3 protein-coding genes are annotated in these 2554 nt (G+C 49.7%); all 3 read left to right on the top strand.

What is annotated here, in order from left to right; genetic code table 11:
* On the top strand, positions 1 to 488 hold a 488-nt coding region (lptB, locus tag ACWA6V_RS20525; protein ID WP_449524228.1), incomplete at its 5' end, for an LPS export ABC transporter ATP-binding protein.
* 203 nt (positions 489 to 691) lie between these two features.
* Positions 692 to 2338, top strand: a complete 1647-nt coding sequence (locus ACWA6V_RS20520) for an RNA polymerase factor sigma-54 (RefSeq protein ID WP_449524227.1) — start codon at positions 692 to 694, stop codon at positions 2336 to 2338.
* A 114-nt stretch (positions 2339 to 2452) separates the two neighbouring features.
* A partial coding sequence (locus tag ACWA6V_RS20515) for an HPF/RaiA family ribosome-associated protein (protein ID WP_449524229.1) occupies positions 2453 to 2554 on the top strand: 102 nt, incomplete at its 3' end.

Here is a 2554-nt window from a genome sequence, read left to right as displayed (position 1 = left end):
TAGGCTATTTACCGCAAGAGGCATCGATTTTCCGCAAGCTGACTGTCGCCGATAACATCATGGCAATCCTGGAAACGCGCAAAGATCTGGATCGAACCCAGCGCCAGGAAAAGCTCGAATCGTTGCTTAATGAATTCCATATCACCCACATTCGCGACAGCCTGGGGATGGCACTTTCAGGCGGTGAACGCCGCCGGGTAGAAATCGCCCGTGCGCTGGCCACCGACCCTAAATTTATCCTTCTCGATGAGCCCTTTGCCGGTGTTGACCCTATTTCAGTCAACGACATCAAAGAAATTGTGCGCCATCTTAAAGACCGTGGTATCGGCGTGCTGATAACCGACCACAACGTGCGGGAAACGCTCGATATCTGTGAGACCGCCTATATCGTTAGCGAAGGGCACATTATTGCCGAGGGCGATGCCGAAACCGTACTCAGCAACAGCAAGGTACGCGAAGTCTATTTAGGCGAGCATTTCCGGCTGTAAAGATGGCTAAACCCGTCACCTCCGGTGTTACCAACCGCCCGTCAGCAACACCTTAGGCAACACACAAACAACTTGACAAGTAACATTATTTGATCATTAGGCATAAAGCTTGCTTAAGCTTATTGCTTGCGCGCCAAACCCTGACTAAACTCCACCTATCTGATGTTTTCCATCCTGCGTTATAAGGGTTTGTCGTTCACATAATGAAGCAATCTCTCCAACTCAAACTCGGTCAGCAGCTGACCATGACTCCGCAATTGCAACAGGCCATCCGCCTCTTGCAATTATCGACGTTAGACCTGCAGCAAGAAATACAGGAAGCGCTTGAATCCAACCCCATGCTGGAAGTGGAAGAAAGCTTCGATAGTCCCAGCAGCACCAATGATTACGAAGGGAGCGAACTGGATAAAGCGGATTACACCCGCCAATTGGAGATAGCCGCTGAAGCTGGCACTGACCACGGCACCGACTTTACCGCGAGCGAAAATTTCTCCTCCAGCACAGCCGACAACTACAGCGAAACCAATAGCTATTCCGAAGGCGGTGAAAGCTTCGGTGAAGGTGAAAGTGAAAGTTTTGGCGATAGCGATGTATACGGCGAAGGTGATGGCTTTAGTGCTGACAGCGGCGACTGGAGCGATTCCATCCCCAGCGACCTCCCGGTCGATACCAGTTGGGATGATGTTTACCAATCGTCCTCCAGCAGCAGCTCCAGCAACTACGACAACGAAGACAATGATTTTGAAAGTCGCCGCGCCGCAACTGATTCGCTCTATGACCATTTGATGTGGCAGTTAAACCTGACGCCCATGTCGGATCGCGACCGCGTACTGGCGATGGCAATTATCGATGCGGTGGAACCGAGCGGCATGCTGTCCATCACCATCGAAGAAATTTTTGAAGGTATGCGCGGCGATTTTGAAGAACTGGAACTCGACGAAGTTGAAGCAGTGCAGCACCGCTTGCAACAATTCGACCCTTGCGGTGTATGCAGTCAAAATCTATCTGAATGCCTGTTAGTGCAACTACAGCAATTTGATCCGAAAACACCGTTTTTGGAATCGGCAAAATTAATTGCCAAGCAATATTTGCCAGTGCTCGGCAGCCGCGATTATCGCCAGCTGATGCGCCGCACCAAATTGAAAGAAGCTGAATTAAGCCAGGCAGTGGCATTAATCCAAAGTTTGAATCCCCGCCCGGGGGATATGATCGCCAACGGCGATACCGAATATGTCGTACCTGATGTATTCGTTGAAAAGCGTGATGGCCGCTGGATAGTGGAACTCAATCCGGATATTGCGCCGCGCCTGCGCATCAATTCCGACTACGCCTCCATGGTGAAACGCGCCGACTCCAGCACCGACAACACCTTCCTTAAAGATAATTTGCAGGAAGCGCGCTGGTTCTTGAAAAGTTTGCAGAGCCGCAATGAAACCCTGCTGAAAGTGGCGAGTTGTATTGTGGAAAAACAGCGCGGCTTTTTGGATTACGGCCCCGAGGCGATGAAACCCCTGGTGCTACACGATATCGCCGAAATTGTGGAGATGCACGAATCTACAATTTCACGTGTGACCACACAAAAATACATGCATACCCCGCAGGGTATTTTTGAACTGAAATATTTTTTCTCCAGCCATGTCAGCACCGACAGCGGCGGCGAATGTTCATCAACTGCGATTCGCGCAATCATCAAAAAATTGGTGAGCGCCGAGAACCCGAAAAAACCGCTCAGCGATAGCAAGATTACCGATCTGCTAGCCGAGCAGGGGATTCAAGTGGCGCGCCGCACCATCGCCAAATACCGTGAATCACTCAATATTCCACCGTCGAATGAACGCAAAACTATTTAGCTATTTAATTGTATTAGTTGTAGTACCAATAAAGTTCGGATCAAAAAAATTCATGGATGTAATGCGAGGTTGTGCCAGCCGCAACCGTTTTGTTTCTAGCGAGAGGAAGTATCTATGCAAATAAATATCAGCGGTCGCCATGTAGAAGTTACCGATTCCATGAGAGAGTATGTAACCAGCAAAGTAGAACGTTTAACGCACCACCACGACCGCATC

This window comes from Cellvibrio sp. (assembly GCF_053579595.1).
Note: the sequence above shows the minus strand (reverse complement) of the source record. Positions and strands in the feature narration are given on the sequence as shown.

What these genes read in the sequence shown, in the direction of transcription:
- ACWA6V_RS20520 (WP_449524227.1), top strand. Translation starts at nt 692, where the DNA reads ATGAAGCAATCTCTCCAACTCAAACTCGGTCAGCAGCTGACCATGACT.